Annotated in this window: 25 protein-coding genes; 10 read left to right on the top strand and 15 right to left on the bottom strand. The window is 62.5% G+C overall.

The genetic code is table 11. From position 1 onward, the window contains the following. Positions 1 to 56: 56 nt before the first annotated feature. A complete protein-coding gene (locus AC3YMN_RS05485) occupies positions 57 to 956 on the bottom strand; it encodes a LysR family transcriptional regulator (RefSeq protein WP_489889243.1) in 900 nt (299 codons plus the stop codon). A 143-nt stretch (positions 957 to 1099) separates the two neighbouring features. Here AC3YMN_RS05485 and AC3YMN_RS05480 point away from each other — a divergent pair, with 143 nt between their 5' ends. From AC3YMN_RS05480 to AC3YMN_RS05465, 4 genes are all read left to right on the top strand, one after another. Beyond that, complete coding sequence (locus AC3YMN_RS05480) at positions 1100 to 1831, top strand: SDR family oxidoreductase (RefSeq protein WP_127751802.1); 732 nt, start codon at positions 1100 to 1102, stop codon at positions 1829 to 1831. Positions 1832 to 1872: 41 nt separating this feature from the next. Then, positions 1873 to 2172 (top strand): Atu4866 domain-containing protein, encoded by a 300-nt coding sequence (locus AC3YMN_RS05475; RefSeq protein ID WP_489889795.1) that lies wholly within the window; start codon positions 1873 to 1875, stop codon positions 2170 to 2172. 114 nt (positions 2173 to 2286) lie between these two features. Beyond that, the gene (locus AC3YMN_RS05470) at positions 2287 to 3660 is read left to right on the top strand and encodes a cytochrome P450 (RefSeq protein ID WP_489889242.1); all 1374 of its coding nucleotides are present in this window, start codon (positions 2287 to 2289) and stop codon (positions 3658 to 3660) included. A gap of 37 nt (positions 3661 to 3697) precedes the next feature. Beyond that, positions 3698 to 3952 (top strand): hypothetical protein, encoded by a 255-nt coding sequence (locus tag AC3YMN_RS05465; RefSeq protein WP_172122227.1) that lies wholly within the window; start codon positions 3698 to 3700, stop codon positions 3950 to 3952. A 383-nt stretch (positions 3953 to 4335) separates the two neighbouring features. Here AC3YMN_RS05465 and AC3YMN_RS05460 read toward each other — a convergent pair whose 3' ends face one another. Then, positions 4336 to 5061, bottom strand: coding sequence for an SDR family oxidoreductase (locus AC3YMN_RS05460; protein ID WP_489889241.1), 726 nt, complete (start codon positions 5059 to 5061; stop codon positions 4336 to 4338). Positions 5062 to 5138: 77 nt separating this feature from the next. Between AC3YMN_RS05460 and AC3YMN_RS05455 the strand changes: the two genes are divergently transcribed. From AC3YMN_RS05455 to AC3YMN_RS05445, 3 genes are all read left to right on the top strand, one after another. Beyond that, positions 5139 to 5765 carry a TetR/AcrR family transcriptional regulator gene (locus tag AC3YMN_RS05455; RefSeq protein WP_489889240.1) on the top strand — a complete coding sequence of 209 codons (627 nt, stop codon included), beginning with the start codon at positions 5139 to 5141 and terminating at the stop codon, positions 5763 to 5765. A 103-nt stretch (positions 5766 to 5868) separates the two neighbouring features. Then, a complete protein-coding gene (locus AC3YMN_RS05450; RefSeq protein ID WP_489889239.1) occupies positions 5869 to 7179 on the top strand; it encodes an MFS transporter in 1311 nt (436 codons plus the stop codon). Between the two features lie 103 nt (positions 7180 to 7282). Continuing rightward, positions 7283 to 8119 carry a division plane positioning ATPase MipZ gene (locus tag AC3YMN_RS05445; RefSeq protein ID WP_127751806.1) on the top strand — a complete coding sequence of 279 codons (837 nt, stop codon included), beginning with the start codon at positions 7283 to 7285 and terminating at the stop codon, positions 8117 to 8119. Positions 8120 to 8148: 29 nt separating this feature from the next. Here the strand turns inward: AC3YMN_RS05445 and cysG are convergent, their stop codons facing one another. The 8 genes from cysG to AC3YMN_RS05405 form a co-directional block, all read right to left on the bottom strand. Next, positions 8149 to 9582, bottom strand: coding sequence for a siroheme synthase CysG (cysG, locus tag AC3YMN_RS05440; RefSeq protein ID WP_127751807.1), 1434 nt, complete (start codon positions 9580 to 9582; stop codon positions 8149 to 8151). Between the two features lie 13 nt (positions 9583 to 9595). Beyond that, complete coding sequence (locus tag AC3YMN_RS05435) at positions 9596 to 10453, bottom strand: formate/nitrite transporter family protein (protein ID WP_489889238.1); 858 nt, start codon at positions 10451 to 10453, stop codon at positions 9596 to 9598. 38 nt (positions 10454 to 10491) lie between these two features. After that, the gene (gene nirD, locus AC3YMN_RS05430) at positions 10492 to 10827 is read right to left on the bottom strand and encodes a nitrite reductase small subunit NirD (RefSeq protein WP_489889237.1); all 336 of its coding nucleotides are present in this window, start codon (positions 10825 to 10827) and stop codon (positions 10492 to 10494) included. A gap of 5 nt (positions 10828 to 10832) precedes the next feature. Further along, the gene (nirB, locus tag AC3YMN_RS05425) at positions 10833 to 13280 is read right to left on the bottom strand and encodes a nitrite reductase large subunit NirB (protein ID WP_489889236.1); all 2448 of its coding nucleotides are present in this window, start codon (positions 13278 to 13280) and stop codon (positions 10833 to 10835) included. 313 nt (positions 13281 to 13593) lie between these two features. Then, positions 13594 to 14814, bottom strand: coding sequence for a CmpA/NrtA family ABC transporter substrate-binding protein (locus tag AC3YMN_RS05420; RefSeq protein WP_489889235.1), 1221 nt, complete (start codon positions 14812 to 14814; stop codon positions 13594 to 13596). Between the two features lie 13 nt (positions 14815 to 14827). Beyond that, complete coding sequence (locus tag AC3YMN_RS05415) at positions 14828 to 15451, bottom strand: ANTAR domain-containing response regulator (RefSeq protein ID WP_248307213.1); 624 nt, start codon at positions 15449 to 15451, stop codon at positions 14828 to 14830. A 66-nt stretch (positions 15452 to 15517) separates the two neighbouring features. Next, on the bottom strand, positions 15518 to 16156 hold the full coding sequence (locus tag AC3YMN_RS05410; protein WP_489889234.1) for a glutathione S-transferase family protein: 639 nt from the start codon (positions 16154 to 16156) through the stop codon (positions 15518 to 15520). Between the two features lie 214 nt (positions 16157 to 16370). Further along, positions 16371 to 16772, bottom strand: coding sequence for a RidA family protein (locus AC3YMN_RS05405; RefSeq protein ID WP_489889233.1), 402 nt, complete (start codon positions 16770 to 16772; stop codon positions 16371 to 16373). Between the two features lie 157 nt (positions 16773 to 16929). On the opposite strand from AC3YMN_RS05405, the gene AC3YMN_RS05400 reads away from it, so the two are divergent. Beyond that, positions 16930 to 17523, top strand: a complete 594-nt coding sequence (locus tag AC3YMN_RS05400) for a TetR/AcrR family transcriptional regulator (RefSeq protein WP_489889232.1) — start codon at positions 16930 to 16932, stop codon at positions 17521 to 17523. 18 nt (positions 17524 to 17541) lie between these two features. On the opposite strand, the gene AC3YMN_RS05395 is transcribed toward AC3YMN_RS05400, so the two are convergent. Genes AC3YMN_RS05395 through AC3YMN_RS05385 form a run of 3 tightly spaced genes read right to left on the bottom strand, consistent with a single transcriptional unit; the run spans position 17542 to position 21761 of the window. After that, positions 17542 to 18288 (bottom strand): FadR/GntR family transcriptional regulator, encoded by a 747-nt coding sequence (locus tag AC3YMN_RS05395; protein ID WP_489889231.1) that lies wholly within the window; start codon positions 18286 to 18288, stop codon positions 17542 to 17544. Beyond that, positions 18285 to 20336, bottom strand: coding sequence for an ABC transporter permease (locus AC3YMN_RS05390; protein WP_489889230.1), 2052 nt, complete (start codon positions 20334 to 20336; stop codon positions 18285 to 18287). Before AC3YMN_RS05390 ends, AC3YMN_RS05395 begins: the two co-directional genes overlap by 4 nt. A 27-nt stretch (positions 20337 to 20363) precedes the next feature. After that, positions 20364 to 21761, bottom strand: coding sequence for an ABC transporter substrate-binding protein (locus tag AC3YMN_RS05385; protein WP_489889229.1), 1398 nt, complete (start codon positions 21759 to 21761; stop codon positions 20364 to 20366). 376 nt (positions 21762 to 22137) lie between these two features. Here AC3YMN_RS05385 and AC3YMN_RS05380 point away from each other — a divergent pair, with 376 nt between their 5' ends. Next, positions 22138 to 23196, top strand: coding sequence for an ABC transporter ATP-binding protein (locus AC3YMN_RS05380; protein ID WP_489889228.1), 1059 nt, complete (start codon positions 22138 to 22140; stop codon positions 23194 to 23196). 50 nt (positions 23197 to 23246) lie between these two features. Here AC3YMN_RS05380 and AC3YMN_RS05375 read toward each other — a convergent pair whose 3' ends face one another. Next, complete coding sequence (locus AC3YMN_RS05375; RefSeq protein WP_489889226.1) at positions 23247 to 23801, bottom strand: TetR/AcrR family transcriptional regulator; 555 nt, start codon at positions 23799 to 23801, stop codon at positions 23247 to 23249. Positions 23802 to 23880: 79 nt separating this feature from the next. Here AC3YMN_RS05375 and AC3YMN_RS05370 point away from each other — a divergent pair, with 79 nt between their 5' ends. Then, on the top strand, positions 23881 to 25020 hold the full coding sequence (locus tag AC3YMN_RS05370) for an FAD-dependent monooxygenase (RefSeq protein ID WP_489889225.1): 1140 nt from the start codon (positions 23881 to 23883) through the stop codon (positions 25018 to 25020). A gap of 55 nt (positions 25021 to 25075) precedes the next feature. On the opposite strand, the gene AC3YMN_RS05365 is transcribed toward AC3YMN_RS05370, so the two are convergent. Beyond that, on the bottom strand, positions 25076 to 26176 hold the full coding sequence (locus AC3YMN_RS05365; RefSeq protein ID WP_489889224.1) for a Gfo/Idh/MocA family protein: 1101 nt from the start codon (positions 26174 to 26176) through the stop codon (positions 25076 to 25078). Positions 26177 to 26186 lie beyond the last annotated feature (10 nt).

The raw sequence follows: 26186 nt of genomic DNA, 5'->3' as shown, positions 1-26186 counted from the left end.
ATTGCGGTTCAAGCTTCGAGGTGCTGCTATCGCCTATCCCCGTCCGTTTGCGGGGGCTACTCTTTGCTCCGCAGATCACGAATGTGATCGAGAAGCGCCCGTAATTTTGGAGAGACCGTGCGTCTGCTGGGGAAGTAGATGAAGAAACCTGCGAAGGGCGGTAGCCAATCGTCCAGCACCGAAACCAATTCCCCTCTCTCCAAGTAGGGTTGGAAGGTTTCTTCGATGCCGAAGGTGATGCCGCCGCCCGCCAACGCCGTGCGAAGCATCAACAACATGTCATTGGTCGTCACCTGAGGTTCCACGGCAACGTCGAAGGCCTGACCGTCCCGCTCGAATTCCCACCGATAGGGCGCAGATTGTGGATGTGGCCTCCAGCCGACGCATCGATGATTGGTGAGTTCTTTGGGATGCCGGGGCCAACCGTATTTCTCGAAATACTTCGGCGATGCTACGGCCACTTGCCGTTGCTGTCCGGTCACTGGAATGGCGACCATGTCCTTTTCGATCACCTCACCGAGACGGACACCAGCGTCGTATCCTGCGGCAACGATGTCGAATTCATCGTCCGAGACCGTCACGTCCAACGTGATGTTCGGATAAGCTTCCGCGAATGAAGCGATGAGAGGGCCCGAGAGGAACCGCTCGGCGATGGAGGTGGCGGTGATCCGCAAAAGGCCCTTGGGCGCTCCAACCGCGTCCATCGCAGTCTCTAGGGTGGCTGTGATCTCGGCCAGGTGAGGGGCAACTCCCTCAAGCAGCTTTTCTCCAAATTCCGTCAAGCGGACGCTTCGTGTCGAACGCTGAAACAAGGGCTGAGACAAGATGTCTTCGAGCCGCTGAATGCCCTGGCTCACGGCAGAGCGCGTGACGCCGAGCCGGTCGGCAGCGGCCCGGAACGTGCCGCCCTCGGCGACGGCCACAAAGACACGCAAAAGGTTCAGATCAATGGCCATTGGTTAGCAAGGCTAACCTCAGCATAGGGCAGAAGGCAAATTGTGTTTGCGGACTAAATTGCCATTCTTCAGGCCGACGGCAGCGTGGACAGACCGATCGGGGACTCGCCGTTGGCACCACAAGCGGGAAGAAGGAGAACACCATGGGTCGCGAAGGCAAAGTCATTCTGATCACCGGGGCCAGCAGTGGCATCGGCGCCGGTATCGCCCGAGAACTGGGAGCAAGTGGGGCCAAGCTTATGCTCGGCGCCCGCCGAACGGACCGGCTCAAGGCCTTAGCAGAGGAAGTCAGGGCGAATGGCGGTCAAGCCGAGTTCGCTGAACTCGACGTCACCGACCGCGAGGGCATGGCGCACTTTGCCCAGACAGCGCTGGGCAAGTGGGGGCGTATCGATGTGCTCGTCAATAATGCTGGCGTAATGCCCCTTTCACCGCTCGATGCTCTCAAGGTCGATGAGTGGGAGCGCATGATCGACGTCAACATCAAAGGTGTGCTTTGGGGTATTGCGGCGGTGCTGCCCGCGATGAAGGCGCAAGCATCGGGTCAGATTATCAATGTCGGCTCGATTGGCGCGCTCGCCGTCACTCCGACCGCTGCGGTTTATTGCGCAACCAAGTTCGCGGTACGCGCCATCTCGGATGGTCTCAGGCAGGAGAGCGACACAATCCGGGTGACCTGCGTCAATCCTGGAGTCGTGGAATCCGAACTTGCATCCTCGATAACCGACCCAGCCACGGCAGAAGCGATGACCGAATGGCGGAGGATCAGCCTCCAGCCAGAGGCCATCGCCCGGGCGGTCCGGCACATCATCGAAGCGCCGGACAATGTCGACACCAATGAGATCACCATTCGGCCCACTGCGGCGGCGCACTGAGAAAGGCGACGATCATGAGATTGGCGCCAACTTGCCTGGCTATGACTCTCGTTCTGGCCAGTACCCCGACATTTCCTCAAGACGGAGCAGACGCTATGCAGGCTCACCCCTATGTCGGCATGTGGGTTACGAAAGATGGATATGTCCGTCACCAACTGCTGCCTGATGGCCGATATGACGAAGCCCGGGGAAACCGTGAAAGTGCCTATCAGGGTCGCTATGAGATCGAGGGCGATCATATCGAGTATTGGGACGATACCGGTTTCACCGCCGATGGCGATTTCCTCGATGGTGTTCTCCATCATGGCGGAATGGTGCTTTACCGCCGCTCCGAGAACTAAGCCAGGCACGGCCGCCTCTGGGAGCCGCATCCGGCGCAGCAATCACCCATGTGTGGCTTTGGACTAGGGAGGTGATGCGGTAGGAGTGGCTCACCTCGAACGAGGAGCACGGCCTTGCCCGCGACCGACCGGCCTATCCTGCCGCCCCATGTTGAGCCCCATCGCAAGCCCTTATCTATCCTCCAGTCGGTGCGGGCTGCACGCCGCAACGTGCTCGAGATCATTCCCGCCATTGCTTATCAGCAACCTATAGTGTCGGGGCGAATGGGCGCGGCGCGCTGGCACATGGTGCAGGATCCGGCGTCCCTGCGACGGATCTATCTCGACAATGCGGCCAACTACCCAAAGTCCGAAGTCATGCTGCGCATGCTTCGCCCGGCCATCGGCAATAGTCTGTTCACCGCCGAAGGCGCCGACTGGCGTTGGCAACGCCGCGCCGTCGCGCCGGTTTTTGCGCAGCGCAATGTTACAGCACTCGCGCCAGTGATGACGGCAACCGCGGAACGCGCCGCACAGCGGCTGCACACGGCAGGGCCCCATGCCGAAATCCTGGGAGAAATGCTGACCGCTACCTTCGACGTCATCTGCGAGGTTGCCTTGTCGGGCCGTGAGCATTTCGATGCACGGGCCTATGGCGCGGCCATCATTCGGTATTTCGAGACCGCCGGACGGGCATCGCTTCTCGACTTTCTGCGCGTCCCCAGCTGGTTTCCGCGCCCAGGAGAACTGCTGGGCTATAGCGCCGTCCACACCATGCACGACATGGTCGCCAAAGCCATCGAGGCTCGCCGCGAGCAAGCCACCGGTCAGGCTGATGATCTACTCGATTTCATGCTCAAGGCCAGTGATCCGGAAACCGGGCGCACAATGTCGCCTCAGGATGTGCTGCACAACATGCAGTTCTTCATCGTCGCGGGCCACGAAACCACCGCGCTCGCGCTCAGCTGGGCCTTGCAGCTCCTGGCAATCTCCCCTCAGGTCCAAGAAGAAGCCAGCGCGGAGGCACGGAGCGTTCTTGGCGATCAGCCTGCAGGGCTTGATCATCTTGAAGCCATGCCGCTCGGCCGCCGCATTCTGGAGGAGTCGATGCGGCTTTATCCACCAGTGGGGTTGCTGGCCCGCGAAGTGCTCGCCAGCGACCGTTTGGCAGGCCGCGATATTTACGCCAATGACGTGATTTTCCTGCCGCTCTATGCGCTGCATCGCCATGCCATGCTGTGGGAAGACCCTAATGTATTCAACCCGGACCGCTTCCTGCCCGAACAGGTCAAGACCCGTGATCGCTATGCCTATCTACCCTTTGGTGCAGGCCCGCGCGTTTGTGTCGGCGCCAATTTTGCCATGATGCAAGCGCAGATCATCCTGGGGACCCTACTGTCTCGTTTCCATTTCGACCCGGGCCCGCGTGCGCTGCCTTCCCCGACCATGCTGATGACCGTTCGTCCCGACACGGGGATCAACCTGCGTGTGACACCGCGGCATGCATGAGGCACGGACTAGCCGCCCTTTGCATAGCAGAACACCAATGTCACGACGCACGCCGACGACGTTTATCGCAGCCGCAATCTGTACCGCGCTCTTGTGGGTAGGGCCTGCTCAGGCGGCTGGCGAAGCCGCGCCTGACTTCGAGCTGTGCAAGTCGCAGCTGGAGCTTTTAATCTCAGGTGGGAAGTTGACGTCGGACGAGGCTGAGGCCTTCAAGGCGCAGTGCGACTGCCTCGCCGAAAAGGTGCACGAGCAGGTGAGCAAGGACGAGCTTTCCTGCGTGCGCGACTGGTAAAGCGCTGGCGTTGGCACCCGCGGCAGCCGGGCATTGCATCCTTTTTGGATCGTTCAGGCTGGTAAAAGAGAGTGTCGTCTGTCCGTTACCTGCGTCTGCGTCGCTGTTCCGGCGCCACCAAGGCTTGGTTCCAGGGCTGAGCGGGTGTCAGGCGACCGGCGCAGGTTATCGCGGTACCCGTCAGTAGCGCCTTAGCGGTGAGCCCTGTGCCCCCAAGGCGCCACTGGCGCTAATGGTGATCGAGAGTTGGGTGCGAGCCTCATGCCACCTTCAACTGGAACTAGCCCCCCGTAGCCGTGGCGGGCATCCTGCTGCCCATTGATAGGGCGCGAGGCTGGTTGAGACCCGTGAACTCCCGGGCGAGCGCCTGGGGGCTTTGCAGGTTACGGGATGAAGGAGGCCAGTTGCTCCTGGAGCATGGGATACAGCTGCTCACCTTTCATGTTCAGCATGGATTTGAGACCTCGGGTCGGTTCATCGGCCAAAATTTCGAGCGCGCCGGCAGCAATACCGTCGTAGGCTTGGGCGACGACGCTTGCGGCGGTCACCTTGGGGACATCCCAGCGCGATGACATGGGGGTGTCGATCATGCCCACCAGCAATCCAACCACTTGCGTATTCTGTCCCTGCAACTGCGAGCGCAGGCCGTTGGTGGCTGCCCACATCGCCGTCTTGGAAACGGCGTAGCCCGTCGACAGGCCGCTCCAGGCGGCAGCCGAGAGGATGTTGAGAATTGTTCCGCCACCGTGTTGCGCCAGCACGGGCGCGAAAGCATTGGCGGTGGCCAGGGTCCCAAAGAAGTTGGTTTCAAAGATATGCCGCAGCGCGTCTTCTGGGCCCGCGAGGGAATCATTTGCGGGTGCAATGGCGGCATTGTTGATGAGCAGATCGACATCGCCGGCCATGGCTGCGATGGCAGCAATTGCCGTCGCATTGGTGATATCGAGCGAAACCGGGGTGACGCGGGGGTTGTCCCACCGGCGCGGGGTTCGCGCTGCGGCATAAACCTTACGGGCGCCCCGGTCCAATGCCTGGATCACGAACTGCTCGCCCAGACCCCCATTGGCGCCCGTAACCAGGATTGTACGGCCCGCGAGTGACTTTTCCATGTGAACTCTCTATGTAAGTGGGGATGTTCCCCACAAAACTTATATGGGGACTGTCCCCACTTTGGCAAGGAGGGCCGATGGCGCATGTGACAGGAAAAAACGAGGGCGTGGAAAACGAGCGGCGGCTGCGCCGTCCGCGCACCGATGCCCTGCGCAACCGTCAGGCGATCCTTGATGCAGCGCGCCAAATTTTTGAAGCTGAAGGGGTGTTGGCGCCGCTGGACGGCATTGCCGTGCTCGCCGGGGTTGGCAATGCCACGCTGTACCGCAACTTTCCCACGCGCGACGACCTGCTCGCCGCGGTGATGCAATCAAGCTTTGTTGACGCTCTCAACTATGGAAAGTCGCTCTCCGACAGGCTCGAGCCTGCCCAGGCGCTGGCGGAATGGCTGGTCGGGCTGGCGTGGCGGCTGCATATCTGGCACGACCTGCCTTATTGTCTGGCTGCGGCCCATGCAGATCCCTCCGGTTCGTTGAACGACTCTTGTCAGCCCATTATCGAGGAAACCGGGCGCTTGTTGCAGGCCGCCCGGGCGGAGCACCGAGCGGTCGCCGATGTTGCCGCCGAAGAGGTGTTCGAATTGGTTCTCGCCTTGTCCTGGGCGATTGATCGCTATGGGGATACCGAAGAAATGGCGCGACGTCGGGTGCAGTTGGGGACCGCCGGCGTCTTTGTGCAACCCAACCTGCTGGCGCAGCGCTAACAGCCTGCCTGGCGACATCGAGCACTGTCCGAACAGGTCGGCAACACCGCCGATTTGGGCTAAGTCGTTGTTCGGCAGACTAGTCGCGAGTGAGAATATGACCATGCAGCAGACTGTAGAAAGCGCCTTGGAGCGTGCGGGTGCGGGTCGCTTTCAGTGGCACCTGCTCGGCATTTTTGGGCTGGTCTGGGCGGCTGATGCCATGCAGGTCCTCGCTGTCGGGTTCACCAGCGCGTCCATCGCCGCGACCTTCGGCGTGTCCATACCCGAAGCGCTCCAGATCGGAACGCTATTTTTCCTGGGCATGCTGATTGGCGCAAGCCTGTTCGGACGGCTCGCCGACCGCTTTGGCCGCCGCCGGGTGCTGCTGGTCACGGTGATCTGCGATGCCGTGTTTGGCCTTCTGTCGGTATTCGCACCCAACCTTGCCGTGCTGTTCCTGCTGCGGTTCCTGACCGGCATGGCCGTGGGTGGAACGCTGCCGGTGGACTATGCCATGATGGCCGAGTTCCTGCCGGCCAAGAACCGTGGTCGCTGGCTGGTGATGCTGGAAGGGTTTTGGGCCGTGGGGACCGTCGCAGTGGCGGTGGCGGCCTGGGCCGCCAGCATCTTTGTGACGAGCGATGCCTGGCGCTGGATTTTTGCCGCCACCGCAGTTCCTGCGCTGATCGGTATCTTCCTGCGCTTTTGGGTGCCCGAATCCCCGCTGCACCTGCAACGCACCGGCCAGGATGCGCAATTGCGCCGGACCCTCAACCGCGTGCTGCGCACCAATGGCAAGCCGGAGCTGAGGCAAGACCAGACCTTGGCGCCCCATGTGGTGGCGACCGGCGGCAGTTTGTTCTCGCCCACGCTGCGCCGACGCACATTGGCCATTCTGAGCGTCTGGTTTCTGGTGTCGATCTCGTATTATGGCGTGTTCACCTGGCTCCCCGGTCGCCTTGCCGAAGAGGGCTTTGGCTATGTGCGCGGCTATGGTTTCCTGGTCATCGTCGCCTTGGCGCAGTTGCCCGGCTATGCCTTGGCCGCCTATGGCGTGGAGGCGATCGGCCGCAAGCCGACGCTGATCGGCTTCCTCCTGCTCAGCGCCGCGGGCTGCGCCTTGTTCTTCCTTGCCGGCAGCCCGGTGCTGATCGGGGGCGCCATCCTGCTCATGAGCTTTGCGCTACTGGGCACCTGGGGCGCGCTTTATGCCTTCACGCCCGAGCTGTTTCCCACGGCGCTGCGCGGCACGGGCATGGGGGCCGCGGGGTCGGTTGCGCGGTTTGGCGGCTTGCTAGCACCATCGGCCCTGGCTGTTGTGATCGCGCAGGATTTCTCCCTGGCAGTAGCGCTGTTCGCGGGCCTCCTCATGCTTGGCGCCGTTGCCGCCTTGTTCGTTGATGCCGAAACCCGCGACGCGGTTCTCACCTAAACTTGTCCACTGCAAAGTGCTGGAGAGTGCCCAGCATTAGCGTTTTGTTAACCATGAAATCCCTTGATGCCGGGGAAGCTCAACCCCGAATTGGAGTCGACGAATGGCCGAGGGCGGCGCGCACATCATTGCGGTTGGGAATGAAAAGGGTGGCTCGGGCAAATCGACCACGGCGCTGCACTTGGCTGTTTACCTGCTGCATCAGGGCCATCGCGTCGCGACCATCGATGTGGATAGCCGCCAGCAAACGCTGACGCGCTATATGCGCAACCGGCGCAACACGGCTGACACCAGCGGCCGTGACATCCTCATGCCCAAGCATGTCCATCTTCCCACCGCTTGGGGCGATTCCGTGAGCGAGAACCAGCGGGTGGAGCTAGACATCTTCAACCGGGCCATGGATGGACTGCGCGGTGAGGTCGATTTCGTGGTTATCGACACGCCCGGATTTGACGGCAATCTCGCGCGCCTTGCCCATGGCGCCGCAGACACGCTGGTGACGCCCATCAATGACAGCATGATCGATCTCGACGTTCTCGCCCGCATCGATCCCAAAACGGGCGAGCCGCTCGAGGCGAGCCCTTATTCGCGCAATGTGCAAAAAGCGCGGGCGGAGCGCCAGCAACGCTCGGGCCGGAGCATAGACTGGGTCTTGGTGCGCAACCGCGTCTCCAATCTAAGTTCACACAATGCCAGCCGGGTGCAGGACACAGTGGAGCGCCTGGCGCAGGGTCTGGGCTGCCGCGTCGCCGATGGCATCGCCGAGCGCGTCATTTTCCGTTCGCTGTTTTTAAGCGGCATGACGGTGTTCGATCCGCTCGATGCAGGCCTCCTCGGCGGGGCACCGTCGATATCGCATGTCAATGCTCGCCACGAATACCGCGCGCTGGTTGCTGCCCTCCAGCTACCTGAACGCCGCTCACTGCAGCTTTCTGCATAAAGCGGCACGGTCCGGTCCCTGCTGCCTGGTTAAAGCGCCAGTACCCTCTCCACTTCAAGCGATTGGCGAAGCCCCATCGCCGCGCCGATCGCGATGATGATAGGCTGGCTCAGATCCAGCTGCGCCATGTCCGAAGGGGCGTCGGCAAGGGACGAGTGCACGATGACTTGCCCCGGTCGGCTGATATTGCTCGCCAGGACCATGGGCGTTTGCGCCGGCATGCCGTGGCGCAGCAAGCCATCGACGAGTGTCGAGCAGGTGCGTCCGGCCATGTAGTAGATATGGGTGGTCGATGAATCCGAGAGTGCCGGCCAGTCAAAGTTCTCCGGCAGCTGCCCATTGCGGGCATGGCCAGTGACGAAGCGTACGGATTGGGCGCAATCGCGGTGCGTGAGCGAGAGCTTGAGTTCGGACGCAAGCGCCAGCGCGGTGGTGATGCCAGGAACCACGTTCACGGCTACGCCCGCAGCCTCAAGCTCGGCGATCTCTTCGCCAGCCCGACCGAAGATCATCGGGTCGCCTGACTTGAGCCGCACCACGTGACGCCCTGCCTTGGCGAGGGCAATCATGGTGCGGTTGATGTCTTCCTGCCGGCAGCTTTCCCGACCACCGCGCTTGCCCACGAGGATGCGCTTGGCTTCCCGGCGGGCCAGTTCCAGCACCTCGTCGGAAACGAGATCATCAAAAAGGATGACATCGGCCGCCTGGAGCGCCCGCAAGGCTTTGATTGTGAGAAATTCGGCATCGCCCGGGCCCGCCCCGACCAACGTCACGCCCCCGCCTTGTGCGCCCCGAGCCTGGTTGATCCAGTCGTCGATCTTGGCGTGTTCCGGGCTCGTGCGGAAAGCCTCGTCGGCCAAACGCTGCCAGAACCTGCGCCGTTCGGCTCCGGGCTGGAGCAGGTCGGTGGCGCGTTGGCGCACCCGCCGAGCCAGCCCCGCCCACTCGCTCAGCGTGGCCGGCAGCATGGTTTCGATGCGCTGACGCACTGCCTGACCGAGGATCGGGGCAGCACCGCTCGTCGAGATACCGACCACCAGCGGTGAGCGATTGACCACGGACCCAAACTGGAAGTCGCAGAAATCGGGTTTGTCGATGACATTGACCGGCACGCCCAGGCGGCGTGCCGCAGCGGCGAAAGCGGCGGCTTCCGCCTCGTCCTCGCAATCGCCCACGGCCATGGCGTAGTCCTGCCAATCGGCGGCGCTCCAATGGCCTGGGACAAGTCTGACCTGACCGGTTTCGGCCAGAGCGGTCATTTCCTCGCAGAGTTCGGCTGGCCGTGCATGGACTTCCACCTTGGCCCCGGTTGCTGCCAGGAGCTCGGCTTTCCAGGCGGCCGCCTCCGAACCACCGGCAAGCAGGACGCGCTTGCCGGCGAGACGGTAAAAGACCGGGAGAACAGCCAGTGGAGCCAGTCGCGGGCGGGGAGCAGGGCTGGGTTGGCGTGGAACGATGTGCATCTGCGCCTCCCCTTTACTCGGCCGCGACGGCATTGACGTCGATCTCGCGCAGCAATGCTTCGGGCTGCTTGCGCGACGGGGCGGTGCGGCTATGGGTGGCGTAAAGGGTAAGGCCCACAAAGGTCAGCCCGCCCACCAGATTGCCGACAACGGTGGGGATCTCGTTCCAGACCATGTAATCCCAAAAGGAGAACTGGCCGCCCAGAAGAATGCCCGAAGGGAACAGGAACATGTTCACGATGGAATGCTCAAAGCCCATATAAAAGAACAGCATGATGGGCATCCACATGCCGAGCACCTTGCCGGTCACCGAGTTGGACATCATGGCCGCCACGACGCCCGTTGAAACCATCCAGTTGCAAAGAACGCCGCGGATGAAAAGTGTCAGCATGCCCGCAGCGCCGTGTTCGGCATAGCCAAGCGTGCGGCCTTCCCCGATATGGCCAATGCGTTCGCCCACCGCATCGGGTGCCTGGGAAAAGCCGAAGGTGACGACCACGGCCATCATCAGCGCCACGGTGAGGGCGCCCGCAAAATTGCCGGTGAACACCAGCCCCCAATTGCGCAACACGCCGCGCATTGTCACCCCGGCGCGCTTGTCGATCAGGGCCAGCGGCACCAGCGTGAACACGCCGGTCAGGAGATCAAAACCCATGAGGTAAAGCAGGCAAAAGCCGACCGGGAAGAGAATGGCACCCGCTAGCGGCTGGCCGGTCTGCACGGTGATGGTGATGGCAAAGGACGCGGCAAGCGCCAGAATGGCGCCGGCCATGAAGGCGCGGATCAGCGTGTCGCGCGTCGACATGAAGACCTTCATCTCGCCGGCGTCGATCATCTTCTTGATGAAGTCTTTGGGGGCAACATAGTCCATGATGTTCTCCTGAAGGGTGCGGGTGAGATTGGCGGCGGTCAGGCTGCGGTGGTGGCGCGCAAACAATGCGCGTCAATAAGGATGCGGCCGTTGTGGAGGCGCAGTGGATGGGTGCGGACGGCGCCCGCGTCGGCACCCAGGGCGATGCCGGTTTCGAGCGAAAAAACCCAATTGTGCAGCGGACAGGTGACCTGCGCGCCGTGGACGATGCCCTGGCTCAGTGGTCCGCCCTTGTGCGGGCACTGGTCATCGATGGCGAAGACCTCGTTTTCGGCGGTGCGGAAAACGGCGATCTTGCCCAAGGCGGTGTTGAGGCACCGGGCGCCCCGCGCGGGAATGTCGCCGAGGCCGCCAATATCGATCCAGTCGGTCATGGCGCTCACTCCGCCGCCTGCAGCATCTGGAAATCGGCCAATGCTGCAAATTCATGGGCATCCTTGCCGTTGACCCGCTCTTCCCAGGGATCGATCTGGGCGAATTTTTGGGAATAAACGAAGCGCTCCAACAGCTGCCGCCGCCTGGAAAGGTCCTCCACCACATGGGCCTTGATGGAAGCAGAGCCGACGCGCTTGGCCCATTTGTAGATGCGCTCGAGATAGCGGCCCTGCTCGCGATAAAGCTGGGTCAGGGCGGCGATGATTTCGACAGTCTCGTCTTCGGTCTTGGCGTGGCAGAGAATTTCCGTGCCCTTGATGTCGAGACCCGCGGCGCCGCCGAAATGGATCTCGTAGCCGGAGTCCACGCAGATGACGCCGATGTCCTTGCAAGTGGCCTCGGCGCAGTTGCGCGGACAGCCCGAGACCGCCAGCTTGAGCTTGGCCGGGGTCCAGGAGCCCCACATGAACTTTTCGATCCTGACGCCAAGGCCGGTGGAATCCTGGGTGCCAAAGCGGCACCAGTCCGAGCCGACACAGGTCTTGACCGTCCGCAGCCCCTTGGCATAAGCGGCGCCGGACACCATGCCGGCCTTGTTGAGATCCGCCCAGACGGCGGGCAGGTCCTCCTTCTTGATGCCGAGCAGATCGATGCGCTGGCCGCCGGTAACCTTGACCGTGGGCACGTTGAACTTGTCGGCCACGTCGGCAATGGCGCGCAGTTCGGCCGCGTTGGTGATGCCTCCGAACATGCGGGGCACCACCGAATAGGTGCCGTCCTTCTGGATGTTGGCATGCACGCGCTCGTTGATGAAGCGCGACTGGGCATCGTCCTCGTATTCCCCGGGCCAGTTGGCCACGAGATAGTAGTTGAGGGCGGGACGGCATTTGGCGCAGCCGCAGGAGGTTTTCCAGCCCAATTCCTGCATCACCGCGGGGATGGATTTGAGCTCTTGCGCGACGATCAAGCGGCGCACTTCGTCATGGCCAAGCTCGGTGCAGGGGCACATGGGCTGGATCGCCGCCGGATTGTAGCGGTCGCCCAGGGTCGACATCAGCAGCTTTTCCACCAGCCCCGTGCAGGAGCCGCAGGAGGCGGAGGCCTTAGTGTGGGCGCGGACCTCATCGAGCGAGGTCAGGCCCCGGGCGGCGATGGCGCCGGTGATGGCGCCCTTGCACACGCCGTTGCAGCCGCAGATTTCGGCGTCAGCAGGGAGGCTCGCAACCGCAGCCAAGGGATCGGCGGCAGCGCCGCCACCATAGCTTTGGCCATAGATCAGCGTATCGCGCATCGGGGCGATATCGGTGCCACGCTTGAGGAGGTCGAAGAACCAGTTGCCGTCGGCCGTATCGCCGTAAAGCACCGCGCCCAGCACGCGGTTGTCCCTGAGCACCACCCGTTTGTACACGCCGGCCTCAGCATCGCGCAGCACGATCTCCTGGCGGTCGTCGGCCTCGGCGAAGTCGCCGGCCGAATAAAGGTTCACCCCGGTTACCTTGAGCTGCGTGGCGGTTTTGACCGGGCTGAACCGGGCCGGCACGCCGAGGAGAGAACCGGCCGCGACCCTGGCCATCTCATAAAGCGGCGCGACCAGGCCGTAGACTGTCTGCTGGTGCTCAACGCATTCGCCCACCGCGAGAATGTCGGGGTCGGAAGTGGCCATTGCATCGTTGACGACAATGCCTCGGGCGACCTCGATGCCCGCATCGGTCGCCAGCCGGGTTTCGGGTCGAATGCCGGCCGCCATGACCACAAGGTCTGCCGGGTAAACCGTGCCGTCCTCCAGCAACACGGCTTCCGCCCGGCCATTGCCCAGAATGGCCTTGGTTTGCGCCTTGCAGTGGACCTTGATGCCGCGTCCTTGCAGCTCGCGCTGCAAAAGATAGCCGGCGGCTGCATCGAGCTGCCGGTCCATGAGATGGGCCGCCAGGTGCAGCACCACCACATCCATGCCGCGCCCGCGCAATGCCGCCGCCGCTTCAAGCCCTAGCAGGCCCCCACCGATGACCACGGCCTTGGCGCCGGGTTGCCCGGCGATCGCCACCATGGCGTCTACATCATCGAGGTCGCGGAAGGCGCGGACGCCCGGCAGGTCTCGGCCCGCAATGGGAAGGATGAAGGGGGCTGAGCCCGTGGCGATGACCAGACGGTCGTAACGGGTCTCGACGCCTTCGGCCCACACGGCCCTGGCTTGGCGGTCGACCCTGGTGACCGCCTGGCCGAAGCGGCATTGGACGCCATGGCTGGCGTACCAGTCTGGAGCGTGAGTCACGATATCTTCATAGCGCTTCTCGCCGGCCAGCACCGGCGAAAGCATGATGCGATTGTAATTGCCCCGCGGCTCGGCGCCGAACAGGCTGACATCGAACCGGCCAGGTGCCGCCTCGAACAAATGTTCCAGCATCCGGCCAGAGGCCATGCCGGCGCCTATGATGACGAGTTTTTCGGCCATGTTCTTCCCATCGAGCTTGGGTCGTGATCGGACCCGGAGACCAAAAACGAAAACGCCGCCAACCAGCAGGACCCCCGTCGCAAGACGAGGCTTCTGAAGGTTGGCGGCGTTGCCAAAGATGTGGCGCCCTTCATTGGACGCCGAAGTCAGTGCGCCGGAGCGCTCGCAAATGGTAGTGCAGGAAACGTGCCAAACAGTCGCGCGGCACAAGACGAACGCTAGATCAGGTGCTTAGCTGAACTGCGCCGGTTTGCGATAATCCAAGCACAGCCGCGCCTTTGCCCGGCAGTTCAGCAATCTGCATCTTTCTTGGTCAACTTTGTTGGGCGGCAATGTAATCGTCCAGCCGGTCCGGATCGAACTGCGCCGCATCGAAAAACATATCTGGACCCAGCGTCAGGCGACCGCCGATCGCGCCCATTTCGGTCGGCTCGGCGAGGGCGCCTTCGATCTTGCTGCTCGCGCCAGGCACGGGCATGTTTATACCCGAAAGCGCGGCGCGGTAGAGGTCGGGCCGGTAGCTCGCTGCGGCACGCGCCGCATGCTCTGGTTTATGGGCGACCTGACCCCAACGCACCATCTGCGAGTAGAACCAAAGAGCGTGGCTGACCCAGGGGAAGTTGGCCGCGCGGGAATAGGGCACGAAGAATTCGGACATTGCATGTTCCTTGCCTGCTTCGAATTCGAGCCGGCCCGTGATGGCCCGCAACAGCAGGTCCCCCTCCACACCCAGCCGGTCATCGCGCGCCAGCATGCTTGCGAGCGCCGAGTGGTTGGCCGGATCTTCGCACCAGCGTGCCGCTCGCGTCGCGGCGCGCAGCAATGCGGCGAGCTGTTCGGGGTAGCGCTGCGCCCATTGCAGCCTTGTGCCCAGAACCTTGTCGGGACTCATCTGCCAGATCTGCCCCTTGGTGGTGACAATGCGCCCGACCCCACGGGCCACGGCCACTGAGCCATAGGGCTCCCCGACGCAAAAACCATCGGTGCGCTTGGCTGCAAGGGCATCGGCCTGGAGGGGCGGGGGCACGATGACAATGTCGACCTGACGATCGGGGTCAATACCGGAAGCGGCCAGCCAATAGCGCAGCGCATAGTTGTGGGCGCTTTCCGGATGCACCACCGCCAGGCGCAAGCGCGGCTCGCCCGCGCGGTGCCGCCGCAAGACAACTTCGCGCAATGCCGCACCGACGGGCCCCGGCGAGCCATCTTCGGGCGCGCCGGCCTCGGCCATGGCGGCCCACACCGCCATGGACATGGTGATTGCGGCGCCGCCCAAGCCCAGCGCCATGGGTGCAATCACGGCGGCATCGAGTGGCGTTAGCCCCAGATTGGCGCTGATCGGCATCGGCCCCAGCATATGGGCGACGTCCAGATGTCCGATGGCGACGCGATCGCGGATATTGGCCCAGGAGGTTTCGCGCACCAGATGCAGGTGCAGCCCTTCGCTTTCAGCAAAGCCGAATTCTTCCGCGGCCAGCAGCACGGCGCTGTCGAGCAGCGGCACATAGCCGGCAACAATTTGGGTCAGGCCCATGCTGTGTCCCTCTTCATGGTCCCAGGAGCTCGGAAGCCGTCACCAGCGCCTGCGCGATTTCGAGGATCTTGCGGTTCTGGTTCATGGCGGTGGAGCGCAGCAGCCCATAGGCCTCTTCTTCGGAAAAGCCACGCGTCCGCATCAGGATACCCTTGGCGCGCTCGATTATCTTTCGCCCCTGAAGTTCTGAACGGGCGGCTTCGAGTTCGTTGCGCAACCGGGAATAGGCACGGAACCGCACAATGGCCATGTCGAGGATCGGCTTGATGCGCTCCTTGCGCAATCCATCAACCACATAGGCCGAAACCCCGGCCTCCACCGCAGCCTCGATTTCGGCCGGGTCGGATTTGTCGACGAACATGGCGATGGGCCGCTCGATCGTGCGGCTGAGGGCAAAGAAATGCTCGAGCACATCGCGATTGGGATTTTCAAGATCGACAATGACGACATCGGGCGCAAACGCGCGAATTCGGCCAGCCACATCTTCCATGTCGGTGACGATCTGCACCGTTGCGTGTCCCGCTTCGCGCAAACCGGCCTCGATGATCGAGGCCCGAATGGCGTTGTCGTCAATCAACAGAATGGAGAGCGACTCAGCCATGGCCTCTGAGGTCAGTTGTGGCAGCACCAAATTCATGTGCTGCCGATCCTTGGATGTCTACACCCCGCAGCCAGGTTTGCGCGCGTGGTGTCGGCTCGATGATCAGCTTGGCACGGGAGGGAGCTCGGGGGCAGTGGTTCCGGCAAAGGGATCTCGCCATGCCTCGATGGTCTCGACCCGGCGGTACCAGCGGCTCACGGCCGGGTAATCCTTGATGGGCAGTCGCGCGACATCGTTAAAGGGCAGGAATGTGCCCATGCGGAAATCGGCGTAAGACACAGCGTCGCCAACGAGCCAGGTGCGATCCGCCAGCTCAGCCTCGAGCAGCCGCGCTGCGGTGTGAAACCGCTCGAGCCCCTCCGCAACAGCAGCGGCATCGTAGGGGCCGAGACCGTAACGGAGCTTGGTGCCGCGCTCCCAATGTACGGTGTCACAAGCTTTGACGAAGTTGTCCTTGCCCCAGCTGATCCAGCGGATCATCTCGGGTTCGTCGGCATCGGTGCGCCAAAACTGCGACCCGACCTGTCGCGATAAAAAACAGGCAACTGCATCCGTTTCCCAGATCGGCCTCGGGGAAACCTCGAGAATGGGCAAAAGCAAGTTCGGGTTGAGATGCAGATAGTCCCCGGCTTGGCTTGGATCCCGGGGTGAAGCGAAGTGGAACTCGATATCCGCGCCCAGATATTTGGCGACGGCCACTGCCAGCCTCGGATTGGGGTTGCGACTAAAATGCAGTTTCATCAGAACCGGTTCTCCTTTGCCGCTTGGTCTTAGGACGGATCACAGTAGAGTTCTTCGACATTGGGAGAAAAAAGCCTGCCGCCACTCCCCTGGTAAGGCCGCTGACATCATCGCCAATAGCGGGTAGCAAGCGAGGCGCAGAAGGGGCCGGCAGCGGCGGCGAGGCTCGGCCAAGGGACGCCGGGCCCGCCACGGAGAACCGTGCTCGTGCTCGCTAGGCGGCCGCGGCCGGGATGCGGGCGATGACCTTGATTTCGAAATCAAAGCCGGCCAACCAGTTCACCCCAACGGCAGTCCAGTTGGGGTAGGGGGTGGTGGTGAAATTTCGTTGCTTCACCGCCATGACGGTCGGGAACTGCTGTTCCGGATCGGTGTGGAACGTCGTCACGTCAACAATATCGTCCAAACCGCCACCCGCGGCTGCGAGGATCGCCTTGAGATTGTCAAAGGCGAGTTGGACCTGACGCTCGAAGTCCGGCTCCGGGCTGCCATCGGGCCGGCTGCCCACTTGTCCCGACACAAACAGCAGGTCACCCGAGCGGATTGCTGCGGAATAGCCATGCTGCTCGTAAAGGGCGTGCCGGTTGGCCGGGAAGATTGTTTGGCGTTCAGTCATCTCGATCTCTCTTTCCTGTGGGCCGTCCGGCACTTGACGAGGCAACAGCGGTTTCGCCGGACGCTGATTTGATATACGGTGCGTATGGCCTGATATTCGACATGCATTCCGTATGTCAAATGATATACGCGGCGTATGCAAAACGAGATGACGAGAAATGGCGAAAACCCGCGCTGTTGCGATGGAAGAAACGCGCAGCAAGCTTGTTGCCGCAGCCCGTAAGGCGTTTGCGCAGAAGGGCTATAGCGCTGCCTCCATGGATGATCTGACCGCCGATGCTGGCCTGACGCGGGGCGCGCTCTACCATAATTTTGGCGACAAGCGGGGCCTGCTGGCGGCCGTGGTCGACCAGATCGACAGCGAGATGGCCGGGAAGGCACAAGCCATCGGCGAGCGCGCGGGTGACGAATGGTCGGCCCTGCTGGCGGAGGGGGAAGCCTATATCGAGATGGCGCTCGACCCAGAGGTTCAGCGCATTGTGTTGCTTGACGGCCCGGCCGTGCTGGGGGATCCCTCGGAATGGCCCAGCCAGAACAACTGCATGCAGGTGACCAAGCGCGCGGTCGAAAAGCTCATGGCCGCCGGGGTGCTCAAGCCCGTTGATCCCGAAGCGGCCGCCCGGCTGTTGAGTGGCGCTGCTCTCAATGCGGCGCTCTGGATCGCCGCGTCCGACAATCCTCAGCATGTCCTGCCCAAGGCCGTCGATGCGTTCCGCTCCCTCGCCTCGGGTCTGCTGCTGCGGCCAGACTGAACGGTGCGTCGCCCGTCCTCAGGGTTCCTCCGAAAAATCCTGGAAGGCTGTGATGCCGATATGCAGGTGTGATTGCAGCGCATATTGGTAGCGGATCCGGTCCCGCTGCTCCAAGGCGTCCACCACCGCCGCGTGCTGCTCGAAGGTTTCGCCGGTGAAGTTATGCAAGTGCTTGGCGCGCTCCATGATGCGGATGATGATCGGCTTCATGATGCGATAAACGTCGGTGACCGCACGATTGGTGAGGATCGACACCAGGCGCAGGTGAAAGCGGAAATCCAGCTCGGACGCTTCCACGATCGAGCCGGCGGCGCGAAGTTGATCGTTGACCTTGCGCATCTCGAGGATGTCCTCGGGCTGCATCTGATCGAAGATGGTGTCCACCGAGCCCACTTCGATGAGCCGGCGGAAGCCCTGGATGTCGTTGAAGGTGCGCCGCGAGATGTCGAGCGTGTTGAACGAGAACAGATCGAGTGCCCGCTCCATCCGGTCATCGATAATGGTGGCGCCAACCTTGGGACGCACCGAGACCACCCCATAGGCCTTGAGGATACGCATGGCTTCGCGCACTGTGTTGCGGCTGGCCTGGAACCGCTCGCACAACTCCCGCTCCGTCGGCAGGCTGTCACCCACGCTCAATCCGCCATCGGATATGAGGCCGCGGATCTTGAGGACCATGCCGTCCACCGCGGAGGGGATGGAGCTGCGCACCACGGAGGCGTTCAGCGCTCCAATTGCCCTTCCAACCCGCGATGCGTCGTTCACCCCTTTACCGCCCCCACTGTCAGGCCCTCCGACAGGAAGCGCTGCGCATAGATATAAAGCACGGCAACAGGAATGGCGGTCAGCAGCGAGGCTGCCATCAGTTTGCCCCAAGGCAGGATATCGCCAACCACCATGGATTGCAGGCCGATAGGCAGCGTGCGCAGCGACTCGCTGGTGATGAACACAAAGGCAAACAGGAACTCGTTCCAGGCATTGGTGAAGGCAAACAGCGTCACCGACAGGATTGCCGGCGCCGCCAAAGGCAGGGTGATGCGCCAGAAAATATAAAGCCGGCTGGCCCCATCGATGCGTGCCGCTTCCTCCAGTTCCACCGGAATGGAGCGGAAATAGCCCATCAGCACCCAGGTGGCAAAGGGCAACAGGAAGGTCGGATAGGTGATGATCAGGGCGGCGTGGCTGTTGATGACGCCAAGATTGGTCAGGGTCTGGTAGAGAGGAATAAACAGCAGCGTGCCCGGCAGCAGATAGGTGATGAGCAGCAACGTTGTCAGCAAGCCCGCGCCACGAAAGCGCAGCCGCGTCAGCGCATAGGCCGCCAGCGACGCCAGGGCAACGGACACCAGCGTGCTGAGGGCGGCGACAAAGGCCGAGTTCATCAGCCAGGTCAGGAACGGCGTATCCTGCAGCAGCGAGGAATATTGCTCCAGCGTGGGTGGATCGGGCCAGAAGATCGAGCGACGCTCACTGATCTGCGGCGTGGATTTGAGCGAGGTCGTGATGATCCAGTAGAAGGGGAAGATCACGAAGGCGAGGAACGGCACCAGGACCAGCAAGCGGGTGAGCGGGCCGGCATTGGACCGTGCGGTGCGCCGCAGGATCGGCTGGGCGGCAGGGCGCCCGGTGGCAACGCGAATGCGGCGGACCATCCATTCGAGCCCGGCGAAGATCAGCTCGATGGGGAGGAAAACCAGATCAAGGATGATGTTGACGAGCCGCGCCGCGCCCGCCAGCAGCCGGTCGGTCAAGCCGGGGCCCCGCTCGGCACTGCCGTCACGCCGGTCGTCCTGGCGCATGAAGCGAGCCAGGAGCCAGATCAGGATCGCCATGAGCGGCGCGACGCTGAAGGCGACGGCAATGCCAGGACCGTATTGCAGCGAGCCCAGCGCCTTTTCATAGGCGAGAATGGAATAAAGCTTGGTCGCCCCGCTCGGACCACCGCCGGTCATCAGGAAGGGCAGGCCGAACTGGTTGAAGGTGGAAATGAACGACAGCAGCAGGGTGACGACGATCACATAGCGCAGGCTGGGCAGGGTCACATTGCGGAAGCGCTGCACCGCATTGGCGCCATCGACCTGCGCCGCTTCGATCTGTTCGCGATCGACGGCCTTGAGGCCCGCCAGCAGCAGCAGGACGAAAAACGGAATGCCTTTCCACACATTGACCGAGATGACGCTGCCCATCGCCATATTGGGATCGGACAGCCAGCCCAGCGGCCGGTCGATGACACCAACGCCCTGCAGGATCGGATTGAGCCCGCCAAACAAGGGATCGTAGATGCTCTTCCAGGCCAGAGCCGTAACGATTTCCGGGACGATCCAGGGCAGGAGCATGATGCCGCTGAGCAGGCTCCGGAACGGCAGGCGGCTGTTGAGGATCAGCGCCACGGTCATGCCGATAACGAATTTGAGGCTCAGCGACCAGAAGGTGAATTGGATGGTGTTCCCCATCGCCTGCAGGAAGTCGCTGCTGGCCCAAAGCCGCTGGTAATTGCGCAGACCGACATTGGTGGTTTCACCGGTGAGGAAATTGAGCGAGGTCATGCTGATGAAAATGGCGCTGACAAAGGGCCAGAAGATCAGCAGCGCCATGATCAGCACCATGGGCAGCACAAAGAGATAGCCGACCTTCCAGTCCATCCCCAGCACGCCATCGAGCCGCTTGCGCAGGCCGAGCCGGCGGGAAACAGGTGCCATCGTTACACTCATGCGGTCGTCCATGCGCACCTCCATCGGGCCGGACGCTCCCACCTGCGGGTGGCCGCCGATGTCCGGAATGTCCAGCATTGGTAGCGTTGGTGCGACGGGCATTGTTGGACACCCGTCGCCGGGGGCCGGCTAGAGAATGCCGCCTTCTTCGAAGATCTGGACGATCTTGTTGTGCGCGTCGGTCACTGCTTCCTGCGAGGTCATGCGGCCCGAGATCACATTGCCCATGGATTGCTCCAGCACGCCCTGAGCGCGAATGGCGTCGATCTGCGCGGCCGGTGGTGCTGGCCAGGAGGCCCCGATAAAGGGATCCTGGGTGTCCACCTGCTCCTTGATGATCGCGTAGTTTGGATCGGCGGCGAGGAGTTCCTCGGTCCACAGGCTTTGATAGGCTGGCATGAAGAGCCCGCCGGCGACCGTGGACATGGGCGTGAAGTTAACGGGATCGAGCAGTTCGAGCGCCAGTTTCTTGGAAAGCTCCACATTGGGAGCGCCCTTGAAGATGGTGAGCCAACCGCCCACGGCGCCACCATTGCGGTGATCACCATTATTGGCGATGGGCTGGGGCAGCATGACCGTGTTGGCAAAGACCGGGTTGTTGTCGCGCTTGGCCGCAGCGTAAAGCGAGTATTGATTGTGGGTATAGCCGGTGCTGCCAGCGAGCCAGGCTTCGTTGTTGGAGATGTCACCCCAGCTTTCCACGCCCGGCGGCAACATGGCGGCGTATTTGCCGTTGCGATCATAGGTTTCGCGGACGAACTCAAAGGCTGCCACGGTTTCAGGCGAGTCGAACTCAACCTTGATGCCGGTTTCGTCGGTAAAGTGGCCGCCAAAAGCGTTGAGGATCGAGGTTGCCACCCCCCAGCCATCGCCGGACTGGTTGACCGTCAGGCCCCAGCCATAAAAGCCGTTGGCGGGATCGGAGATGGCCAGAGCGGCCTCACGCCGCTGCTCCCAGGTCTGCAAGGTTGCCGGGTCGATACCCTTTTCGGCCAGCTTGTCCTTGCGGAAAAAGGCGCCCGTGGTGTTGGCGATAAAGGGAACCGCAACCCAGCGACCATCGATCCTGCCGATACTTTCGGCATTGATGCCCTGCATGACATTGCCATAGCGGCCGATGGCATCCTCGACCACGTCATTGACGTCTTCGAGCAGGCCCAGCAGGTGCATCTGGGGAATGGAAACGGTGCTGGTATAGGCCAGATCGGGCGGATTGCCGGCCCGCACGGCTGCCGACATCTTGCCCAGGAAATCGCCAAAGGCCTCGGGATTGGTGGTGGAGATATCGAGTTGGGCGTTGTTGGCGGCAGCGAACTTGGCCACGGCATCGCGGAACAGGTTCTGTGCCGCCTCGAAATATTCGGTGCGATGGATCACCGTCAGCTTGCCGGCGCTTCCCTGGGGCAGCTCGGCCTCTGGCTTTTCCTGGGCAAAAACCGGCAGGCCCTGGCTTGCGGCCCAAAGGCCAACGCCAGCCGCGCCGCCCCTTCTCAATATGTCACGGCGATTGAACTTGTCCGACGTCATGTTTCCGTTTCCTCCTGTTGGAACATGGCCAAGCGCTTGCGAAGCAAGCCAATGGGTCAGCAATCATCGCAAGCTGTATTATCCTCCTTGGGGCTGAGCTCTTTGGCTCTAGCTCCCATCACAGTCAAAGCAGGCTTTTGTCCCATCATTGACGGCGAATACTCTAGAGGTAGGACAGATATTGCGGCGGAGTCAATCTTTTGTCCCACAATATACTTGAACCGGCTGCCCCTTGGTTCTAGACAGGATTGCAGGCAAGGCGTGCAGACACTGTTTCGTCGAGGAGGGCGGAACGCGTGTCCACACGCGCCAGCCCTTGGCCAGCTGTCTTGAACTGCTGGCTCGTGACCGTTGACCATCGATCTGGGAGGAACAGATGGGCGCCGTGACGATCCGGGACGTTCGCAAAAACTATGGCAGCCTCGAAGTGCTCCATGGCGTCAACATCGACATCAATGACGGGGAGTTCGTAATTCTCGTCGGCCCGTCGGGATGCGGGAAATCCACCCTGTTGCGCATGATTGCCGGGCTCGAGGACATCACCGGGGGCGAGATCGCCATTGCCGGCAATGTGGTCAATGACCTGGCGCCCAAGGACCGCGATATCGCCATGGTCTTCCAGTCCTATGCGCTTTACCCGCATATGACCGTCGAGGAGAACATGGCCTTCTCGCTCAAGCTGGGCCGTGTTCCGAGGGACGAGATCAAGCAGCGGGTAGCCAGTGCTGCAACCGTGCTCGGCCTCGAGCCCTACCTGCAACGCTATCCCCGCCATCTATCGGGCGGGCAGCGGCAGCGCGTGGCGATGGGGCGGGCCATTGTGCGCAGTCCCCAGCTTTTCCTGTTCGATGAGCCCTTGAGCAATCTTGATGCCAAGCTGCGCGTGCAGATGCGCAGCGAGATCAAGCTGAACCATCAACGTCTCAAGACGACGACCGTTTATGTCACCCATGACCAGATCGAAGCCATGACCATGGCCGATCGCATCGTGGTCATGCATGCCGGCAATATCGAACAGATCGGCACGCCGCTGGAGCTCTATGATTATCCCGCCAATCTGTTCGTCGCCGGCTTTATTGGTTCTCCGGCAATGAACATCATCGCCGGCTCGCTTGCCGGCTCCGCCTTTCGCTTTGCCGATGGAACGACAATCGACTTGGGAGCGCTACCGGCGGGGGTAGAGGATGGCCCGATGACCCTTGGCGTGCGTCCCGAGCATTTGCGTCTCGATCCGGCTGGAACCATGGCGGAGGTGGTCGTGGTCGAACCGACCGGCTCGGAAACCCAGGTTACACTTAACCTGGGCGGGCACGATCTCGTTGGCGTGTTCCGCGAGCGGATCCGCGCACAACCCGGCGAACGGATCGGCATTGCCTTTGACAGCAGCCTTCTGCACCTGTTTGACGGCGGCACGGGAAGTCGCATCATCCGGTGACCGCCCGAACGCGTTCCGGTTGGCCCGGCAAGGGCGAGCATTCGCCGCTGCTAAAAATCCTCGAACAGGTAGCGCTGCAATGTGGCGCCAATGGCTGCGACCGCTTGCGCCGGGTCGAGCTGATCATCGCCCAGGTTCAGCACGTAACGGCAATAAGCCAAGCCGAGGATTTGTGTAGCGATGAGGCTGGCGCGGTGCTGCGCGCCCTTTTCGCCGGCAAGCCGCGCCACCAGAGGCAGGATCTGGCCGTGCAGTATGGCAAGGATCTTTTCTGCGGCCCTGCTATTGGTAGCAGCGGTTCGGACCAGCACGCGGAGCAGGTCGTCCGCCTCTCGCCCTTCCCAGCGCTTGAAGAAGTGTTCGATCAAGTGCCGGCCGATCTCGGCCTTTGGCACCCCGCTGAGGTCAGGCAGTGCAAGATCGATGGCGACGGCTCGGGCGAACAACTCGTCCTTGCCCCCAAAATAGCGGCTGATCAGCGCCACGTTCACTCCCGCTTCGGCTGCGATATCCCTGACCGTGGTCCGTTCAAAGCCGTTCACCGCAAAGTGCCGCCTTGCCGCATCGATCAGCCGCTCCTGAGTGGCTTCAGAATTCCTGACCATCATGCCTTCTCATGTAAACAGGTGTTGACATAGCGCGTGATCCATATGTAAGCAAGCGTTTACATGCGGGAGAAATGCTATGAGCACAGCAATAAACACCCTGATCGTCGGCGCCGGCCCGGCGGGCCTCGCCACTGCCATCGGCCTGGCGCAAGCCGGCGTGGAGTTCCGTATTGTCGATGCTTTGCCGCAGGCGCAAAACACCTCCAGGGCCGCGGTTATCCACGCCGCAACGCTGGAAACCCTGGGGCGGCTCGGGGTGGCCGAACCGCTGATTGCCCAGGGCATCAAGGCGCCCAAGTTCAAGGTTCGCGACCGCGACAAGGTGCTGCTCGAGGCCGAGTTCTCGGTGCTGGACAGCCCGACGCCCTTTGCACTGATGATCCCGCAGGACGAAACCGAAGCGATCCTGACCGCGCGGCTCGAACAATTGGGCCACCGCGTGCGCCGACCGGCGGAGGTCACCCAGTTGGTGCGTGATGGGGACAGGGTCCTCGCCACCTTCAACGATAAAGCCGGTCAGGCGGACGTCGTGGCGCGGTTCGTCGTCGGGGCCGATGGCGAGAAAAGCCTCGTCCGCGCAGCGGCGGGCATTGAATTTCCGGGGGAGACCTATGGTTCGTTCCTGCTGGCCGATGTCCACATGGACTGGCCCATCGCGACGAGCGAAGTCAGCTTGTTTTTTGCCCAAGGCGGCACGCTGGTTGTTGCCCCCATGTCCCGGTCCCGCTTCCGGGTGGTCGCGCAACTGGCAAACGCGCCGTCCCAGCCAACCATCGCGGATGTGACGCGTGTGCTCGAGCTGCGCGGTCCGAGCCGCGGCGTGAAGGTTCATGAGGTGATCTGGGGCTCGCGCTTCCAGGTCCACCACAAGCTCGCCGATCGTTTCCGCGCCGGCCCGTTCCTCTTGGTTGGCGATGCTGCCCATGTCCATAGCCCGGCCGGCGGGCAGGGCATGAACTTGGGACTTCGCGATGCGGAAGCGCTGGCCTCCGCCTTGGCCGGTTTCCTGCATCAGGGCGGCACCGGGCTTGACGATTTTGCCCGGCAACGACGGGCAATGGCACAACAGGTCCTGAACCGCACGGATCGGTTGACGAAGCTGGCGACCCTGCAAGCGCCAGCCCCCCGATGGCTGCGCGATCGCCTCCTTGCCGTAGCGGGCCAATCGCCATGGATCCGCAAACGCATAGCGCAAATGCTCGCCGGCTACGCCTAGGCAGCGTCTGGCGCAGCAGCGCTAGGCGAGCGGCATCCTCCTCGATGCTTGTGTGCTAAGCCAAGCGACCCTCGGCGAGCGAAGTGCTGATCGGTGCCGGTCGCTCCACGCTGGTGGTCATTTCCACATGCCGGCCGGTCTTCATGGAAGTGCCGAAGGCTTCCATCACTTCGAGCACATGCAGGGCCAATTCGCCGCTGGCGCGATGCGGCCGATTGCTGCGCAGTGCATGCGCCATGTCAGCCAGGCCAATGGAGCGGTAATTGGTGCCCTCGCCATAGGGCAGAGAGGTCTCCACATTTTCCCACTCGCCGCCCTTGCGCAACAGCTCGACCTGGCCGCCAAAATGATTGGGATCGGGCACCAGCAGGGTGGCATTGGTGCCATAAAGCTCGAGCGGCACATGGCGGTGGCCAGCCACGTCAAAGCTCATGGTGATCTGCACTACCGCCCCGTTTTGGAAGATCAGCGTGCCGCTCACATGGGTGGGCACATGCACGGGGATCACCTCGCCGGCGCGCTCCTTGGCGGTGATGGTGCGGGTGCTGACGGGGGTGGCGGTAGCGCCGGCTACGCGCGCTACCGGGCCGAGGAGATTGACCAGATCGGTGATATAGTAGGGCCCCATATCGAGCATGGGGCCGCCGCCAACCTCATAATAAAAGGCGGGGTTAGGGTGCCAGCGCTCATGGCCCGGGCACATGAAATATGCGGTGCCGCCTACCGGCGTGCCGAGCACGCCTTGGTCCACCAGGGCGCGGGCGGTCTGGTGTGAACCGCCAAGGAAGGTGTCGGGGGCGCAGCCAAGGCGCAGATTGTTGGAGCGGGCGGCCGCAACCAGCTGCTGGCCCTCGGCAAAGGAAATGCCAAGGGGCTTTTCCGAATACACATGCTTGCCCGCGCCCAGCGCCCGCAAGCCCACTTCCAGATGGGCTTTGGGGATGGTGAGGTTGAGGATGATGTCGACCGCGGGGTCGGTGAAAATGGCATCGAGCGTCGTGGCCCGCAGCCCATATTCATCCGCCTTGGCCTGGGCCACCGCGGGATTGAGGTCGGCCACTGCGGCGATCTCGAGGATGGGGAAGTGCTTGCTGGCCTCGATATAGGCCGAGGAAATCTTGCCCGTGCCAATGATGCCGATGCCGACGCGTTCCATGATCAATGCT

Source organism: Devosia sp. Z11_6 (assembly GCF_058133665.1).
Note: the sequence above shows the minus strand (reverse complement) of the source record. Positions and strands in the feature narration are given on the sequence as shown.

Bases quoted from the DNA above. Each gene is read 5' to 3' on its own strand.
- AC3YMN_RS05485 (WP_489889243.1), bottom strand. From the start codon at position 956: ATGGCCATTGATCTGAACCTTTTGCGTGTCTTTGTGGCCGTCGCCGAG.
- AC3YMN_RS05480 (WP_127751802.1), top strand. From the start codon at position 1,100: ATGGGTCGCGAAGGCAAAGTCATTCTGATCACCGGGGCCAGCAGTGGC.
- AC3YMN_RS05475 (WP_489889795.1), top strand. From the start codon at position 1,873: ATGACTCTCGTTCTGGCCAGTACCCCGACATTTCCTCAAGACGGAGCA.
- AC3YMN_RS05465 (WP_172122227.1), top strand. From the start codon at position 3,698: ATGTCACGACGCACGCCGACGACGTTTATCGCAGCCGCAATCTGTACC.
- AC3YMN_RS05460 (WP_489889241.1), bottom strand. From the start codon at position 5,061: ATGGAAAAGTCACTCGCGGGCCGTACAATCCTGGTTACGGGCGCCAAT.
- AC3YMN_RS05455 (WP_489889240.1), top strand. From the start codon at position 5,139: ATGGCGCATGTGACAGGAAAAAACGAGGGCGTGGAAAACGAGCGGCGG.
- AC3YMN_RS05450 (WP_489889239.1), top strand. From the start codon at position 5,869: ATGCAGCAGACTGTAGAAAGCGCCTTGGAGCGTGCGGGTGCGGGTCGC.
- AC3YMN_RS05445 (WP_127751806.1), top strand. From the start codon at position 7,283: ATGGCCGAGGGCGGCGCGCACATCATTGCGGTTGGGAATGAAAAGGGT.
- cysG (WP_127751807.1), bottom strand. From the start codon at position 9,582: ATGCACATCGTTCCACGCCAACCCAGCCCTGCTCCCCGCCCGCGACTG.
- AC3YMN_RS05435 (WP_489889238.1), bottom strand. From the start codon at position 10,453: ATGGACTATGTTGCCCCCAAAGACTTCATCAAGAAGATGATCGACGCC.
- nirD (WP_489889237.1), bottom strand. From the start codon at position 10,827: ATGACCGACTGGATCGATATTGGCGGCCTCGGCGACATTCCCGCGCGG.
- nirB (WP_489889236.1), bottom strand. From the start codon at position 13,280: ATGGCCGAAAAACTCGTCATCATAGGCGCCGGCATGGCCTCTGGCCGG.
- AC3YMN_RS05420 (WP_489889235.1), bottom strand. From the start codon at position 14,814: ATGGGCCTGACCCAAATTGTTGCCGGCTATGTGCCGCTGCTCGACAGC.
- AC3YMN_RS05415 (WP_248307213.1), bottom strand. From the start codon at position 15,451: ATGAATTTGGTGCTGCCACAACTGACCTCAGAGGCCATGGCTGAGTCG.
- AC3YMN_RS05410 (WP_489889234.1), bottom strand. From the start codon at position 16,156: ATGAAACTGCATTTTAGTCGCAACCCCAATCCGAGGCTGGCAGTGGCC.
- AC3YMN_RS05405 (WP_489889233.1), bottom strand. From the start codon at position 16,772: ATGACTGAACGCCAAACAATCTTCCCGGCCAACCGGCACGCCCTTTAC.
- AC3YMN_RS05400 (WP_489889232.1), top strand. From the start codon at position 16,930: ATGGCGAAAACCCGCGCTGTTGCGATGGAAGAAACGCGCAGCAAGCTT.
- AC3YMN_RS05390 (WP_489889230.1), bottom strand. From the start codon at position 20,336: ATGCCCGTCGCACCAACGCTACCAATGCTGGACATTCCGGACATCGGC.
- AC3YMN_RS05385 (WP_489889229.1), bottom strand. From the start codon at position 21,761: ATGACGTCGGACAAGTTCAATCGCCGTGACATATTGAGAAGGGGCGGC.
- AC3YMN_RS05380 (WP_489889228.1), top strand. From the start codon at position 22,138: ATGGGCGCCGTGACGATCCGGGACGTTCGCAAAAACTATGGCAGCCTC.
- AC3YMN_RS05375 (WP_489889226.1), bottom strand. From the start codon at position 23,801: ATGGTCAGGAATTCTGAAGCCACTCAGGAGCGGCTGATCGATGCGGCA.
- AC3YMN_RS05370 (WP_489889225.1), top strand. From the start codon at position 23,881: ATGAGCACAGCAATAAACACCCTGATCGTCGGCGCCGGCCCGGCGGGC.
- AC3YMN_RS05365 (WP_489889224.1), bottom strand. From the start codon at position 26,176: ATGGAACGCGTCGGCATCGGCATCATTGGCACGGGCAAGATTTCCTCG.